The 4228-nt window shown below is 46.1% G+C and carries 5 protein-coding genes and 1 pseudogene; 4 read left to right on the top strand and 2 right to left on the bottom strand.

All coding sequences use genetic code 11. The features are described 5' to 3' along the window. Together doeB2 and B3182_RS00795 are read right to left on the bottom strand one after the other, a co-directional pair. A partial coding sequence (gene doeB2 / locus B3182_RS00800) for a N(2)-acetyl-L-2,4-diaminobutanoate deacetylase DoeB2 (RefSeq protein ID WP_292751140.1) occupies window positions 1-998 on the bottom strand: 998 nt, incomplete at its 3' end. Between the two features lie 236 nt (window positions 999-1234). Continuing rightward, the gene (locus B3182_RS00795) at window positions 1235-1975 is read right to left on the bottom strand and encodes a ferredoxin--NADP reductase (protein ID WP_292358057.1); all 741 of its coding nucleotides are present in this window, start codon (window positions 1973-1975) and stop codon (window positions 1235-1237) included. A 234-nt stretch (window positions 1976-2209) separates the two neighbouring features. Between B3182_RS00795 and B3182_RS00790 the strand changes: the two genes are divergently transcribed. The 4 genes and pseudogenes from B3182_RS00790 to B3182_RS00775 form a co-directional block, all read left to right on the top strand. Continuing rightward, window positions 2210-2851: a 2OG-Fe(II) oxygenase gene (locus B3182_RS00790; RefSeq protein ID WP_292358056.1), complete on the top strand. Its 642-nt coding sequence runs from the start codon at window positions 2210-2212 to the stop codon at window positions 2849-2851. Window positions 2852-2854: 3 nt separating this feature from the next. Next, the gene (locus B3182_RS00785) at window positions 2855-3223 is read left to right on the top strand and encodes a YidH family protein (protein WP_292358055.1); all 369 of its coding nucleotides are present in this window, start codon (window positions 2855-2857) and stop codon (window positions 3221-3223) included. Window positions 3224-3233: 10 nt separating this feature from the next. Then, entirely contained in the window at window positions 3234-3566 is a 333-nt protein-coding gene (locus B3182_RS00780) for an SMR family transporter (RefSeq protein WP_292358054.1), read from the top strand. 215 nt (window positions 3567-3781) lie between these two features. Next, window positions 3782-4228 (top strand): annotated as a pseudogene (locus tag B3182_RS00775) (hypothetical protein); the annotation flags it as partial.

Genomic DNA, 4228 nt, shown 5'->3' with positions numbered 1-4228 from the left:
CTGAAATCTTCGGAGGCCATAATCGGTGTCGACGTAACAAAATCCAGTGAATCAGCACCGTTAATGTCCTGCCATAACTGCCGCATGTTTGTAGCCTGTACCGAATGATTAATGGTTGCGTCATAGCGGGGAAAATTTTCCACTTCAGCCACCACACCATAACTCGCGGCAGTTTGCTGGCTGATCTCAGTGATAAGCCGATAGATTTCATCACGGGTTTTTCTGTCTGGGACCCGGATGCTGCCGCCGAGAACAGCATTTTGCGGAATCACGGTAGGCGCACTTGACGCTTCGATTGAAGTGACACTGATCACCGCAGCCTGCTGAGGCGCTAGCCGACGACTGATAATCTGTTGCAGGTTAAGGGTAATCGCACTGGCCGCTAACACTGGGTCACGGCACAGTTCCGGCTGGCTGGCATGGCCGCCTTGCCCGTGCAGCGTGATTTTAAATGTGCCATTTCCACACATCACCAAACTATCGGGACAAAGCATTTGACCAAATGAAATAGCCGGCCAGTTGTGCCAGCCATAAATTTCGTCAACCCCCTCAAGCGCGCCATCGTTGATCATTTCTCTGGCACCATGTCCCCCCTCTTCGGCGGGCTGAAAAATCAGGCTGACCGGTCCATTCAGTTGCGCTTCGTGATACTTAAGCCATTTTGCTGTCGCTAATAAGGTTGCAGTGTGACCATCATGACCACAGGCATGCATACACCCCTCATTCATTGAGCTCCAGGCTTTTAAAGTGGCTTCGTGAATAGGTAATGCATCCATATCACCGCGCAAGGCAATGTGCGGCCCAGCCGTTCCATTAGGATTCAGTACACCGACCGTGCCAGTGCCTGCACAGCTACGCCAGCTAATATTCAGTGAGCTGAGAATTTCACGTACACGCTCAGCGGTGCGATGTTCCTGCCAGCCCATTTCCGGATGAGCATGGAGTTCGCGGCGGATTGTTTCAGCTGTGGTGATGGTGTCTTGCCAGACATCTGACATGAGCCCTCCCCTGTTTTGGACCGAGCAACAAAATTGTCGGGTGATCCGTTATAAAACCTTGTCTGTTAACAATGTGACTTTTTAGTGCAATTTGCAATGCAATATGATGATTCTGCTGCAAAGCCAGCATTTTTAAATGAAAGGCAATTGCTATGCCACTAGTGACTGGTTGAAGAATATTTGGTTCAACTAACGTTTATTCTGGAGCAATTGAATCTCACAACCACTTCATTTTACTACCAATACTTTTCTATGCTGATATGACCTGGTTCGCGTCGGCTATGCTTTGTGAGCCCGCGTTTTAACAACACATTCATCGTATCCTGCACCATATCCGGGTTCCCACAAAGCATGACATGACTCTCATCATCGATACGTCCGCCAGCACGTAACTCAAGTTTGGAGTCCATTATCGCTGCAGGAATCCGCCCCGGAATAGCGTAGTCACATGCCTCTCGACTGACCATTGGAATATAACTGAATTGATGGGTATGCTTTTCGGCGATGTTGCGGATCAGTTGTTGATAGGTCAACTCTTCCATATAGCGCACAGCATGGACCAGCGTTATCCGTTCAAATTGTTGCCACACCTCGGGTGTTTTAATAATGGATAAAAAAGGACCAATGCCGGTACCGGTCGCCAGTAAAAATAACTTTTTGGCTGGCGGCAGTTGTTTAAGGGTTAATAACCCTGTGGCCTTGGTAGCAACCTTGATGCTATCTCCAGGATTAAGCTTTGCCAGCTTTGTTGAGAATATTCCGCCTGGGACTTCAATAAAATAAAAATCCAGCGGTTGTTCGCCAGGTGCATTCACCAGCGAAAATGGTCGACTGACCTCTTCACCGTCAATGTCCAGTGCCAGTCGGGTAAATTGTCCGGCTTCAAATGATGCCAGGGGGGCCTCAACCCTCAGAGAATGTAGAGTGGAGGTCCATTGTTTATTTTCTACCACCCGACCTTCTTGCCACTTTGACATGGATATCTCCTGATTAGCGTTTATTGAGTGACCATATCAACTTCTACTAGGTTGCTGCAAAACAGAATCATTAATTTATTCATCGATTCAATTGCGTCGCAATTATCTTGATTCACTATTACCATTGCTAGTGAATAAAATAACGGATGTATTCCACTTCAGTAACCAGATTGTAAGGCTATTTTGTACTATCATATGTAGTAATTACCTTTACATGCATTAATGAGAAATCCTATGAATTCAGTACTGGATATGCAGGCCTTAAAAGCTGCAACAGTTAACACCGTACCTTTCCCTTTTTTCAAGGTGGAGCGATCGATCCGTCAGGATGTGCTGGAGCGTGTGATTGGTGATTTCCCTGACATCGGTGACGGGGGCAGTTTCAACGTTGATGATGTGTCAGTAAATCCTGATTTCAAAGCGTTCCTTGACTCCATCGACAGTCCAGAATTCAGACAAGTTATTTGTGAAAAGTTTGATGTCAAAGTGATGGATCTACCGATGATGATGACCTTAAGAGGCTATTCACGACAAAAAGACGGGCGCATTCACACAGACTCCAAAACCAAGCTGGTCACCATTTTAATTTATCTGAATGAAAGCTGGGATGCTGCCACGGGACGCTTACGAATTTTAAATAATGCACAGGATATGGAAGATTATGTCGATGAAATTATTCCCGGTCCTGGCTCATTAGTCGCGTTTAAAGTGACTGATAACTGCTGGCATGGCTATCCTAGTTTTGAAGGTACACGCCGCTCTATCCAGATAAACTTTCTGACCAGCGAAGCCGCTGGCAACAAACATCGTTTTTTTCACAAATTAAGCGCCAAGCTTAAAAACTGGTTGAGAAAACGCAAAGTAAAGGCGGTTTAATCAATGTCCTATCTTCAGGATCCGCGGGTTTTATTCGCTGCAGAGCGCACATTACTCGCCTGGAATCGCACTGGATTGACGTTTATCATGTTCGGTTTTTTGATTGAACGTTCAGGTTTATTGATTGAAGTATTAGCAAATGGTCAGGAACACTTGAACACCACCATGACCTTTGTCATCGGCCTGGCGTTTATTCTACTTGGCAGTGTGACCACCGTGTATGCTGCCAGACAATTTCAGCGTGTGTTAAAAACACTTGGGGAATCTGAATTTCCCGAAGGGTATCGGACGCAATGGGGCGTCATTGTTAGTTTAATTGTTGCATTGCTGGGTAGTCTGTTGGCTATCAGCCTGTTCCTCACCTACAATTGAGTCCCATGATATGTCTAAATGGTTATTACTAAGTATTGCTATTATTGCCGAGGTCTTCGGAACCAGCTTTCTCAAAGCTTCTGAAGGGTTTACCCGATTCTGGCCATCTGTAGCTGTTATCGTAGGTTACATCGTCGCTTTTTACTTTTTAGCTTTATCATTAAAAGTCATTCCTGTCGGTATCGCCTACGCGATCTGGGCAGGTATCGGAGTGGTATTAATCGCTTTAATAGGTTGGATTGTGTTTAGTCAGAAGCTGGACACCCCTGCCATCATTGGCATTTCAATGATTTTAGGCGGCGTAGTGGTGTTAAATGTCTTTTCCAGTAGCTTGACGCATTAAACTCTTCAAGTCAGCCTTATTTCAGGAGATAGTTTCCAGCAGGATTCGGGGTATATCCGCCCTACTGCGTTAGAAATGACTTATGTAGAATACCAACACCTCACGCCCACTTGGACAAAATAAGCTTCCAGCAGTGGTAGCTATGACACAAACCCAAGCATGATGTATTTCTGCTTTAAAAAGCCCAATGCAGGGCATAACTTTTCGGATTTTTTATGAGCTCGTCAGACCCATCGCAAAACAAAATTGAAAACGGCCCATTAATGGATTCAAATTCATTGGGTCATGCATTACGTTACGTATTTGCTGGCCGGCTGGCGTTGCCTGATGGACATTTACCAGAAGCCCAACATATCGTCCCGAACGATTTTGTTGGTGTGGGCGTCACCACCTCCGAGGATCCCGCTGTCGATGATTATATTCTGCAGCAACTTGCTGAGCTGCAGATTAAACAGGTCCGCCTCGATTACACATATGGTGATGAAGGTGGCCCGGTAACACGGTTACTGGAACGGTTACTGGCGACCGATATCAAAGTGCTATTACATCTGGTTCAACCCTTTACTGAAGCGCAACAAATGAAAACCGGCAGCGCACAACTGCGCTGGCGTGAATTTGTGCAAACCGCCGCCAGCCGCTTTGGATCACGAGTCACAGCGATC

This window comes from Methylophaga sp. UBA4204 (assembly GCF_002379485.1).
Lineage (GTDB): Bacteria > Pseudomonadota > Gammaproteobacteria > Nitrosococcales > Methylophagaceae > Methylophaga.
The sequence above is the reverse complement of the archived record's forward strand: the minus strand, read 5'-3'. Positions and strand labels throughout refer to the sequence as shown.

Coding starts and splice junctions, on each gene's coding strand:
- B3182_RS00795 (WP_292358057.1), bottom strand. CDS start 1,975: ATGTCAAAGTGGCAAGAAGGTCGGGTGGTAGAAAATAAACAATGGACC.
- B3182_RS00785 (WP_292358055.1), top strand. CDS start 2,855: ATGTCCTATCTTCAGGATCCGCGGGTTTTATTCGCTGCAGAGCGCACA.
- B3182_RS00790 (WP_292358056.1), top strand. CDS start 2,210: ATGAATTCAGTACTGGATATGCAGGCCTTAAAAGCTGCAACAGTTAAC.
- B3182_RS00780 (WP_292358054.1), top strand. CDS start 3,234: ATGTCTAAATGGTTATTACTAAGTATTGCTATTATTGCCGAGGTCTTC.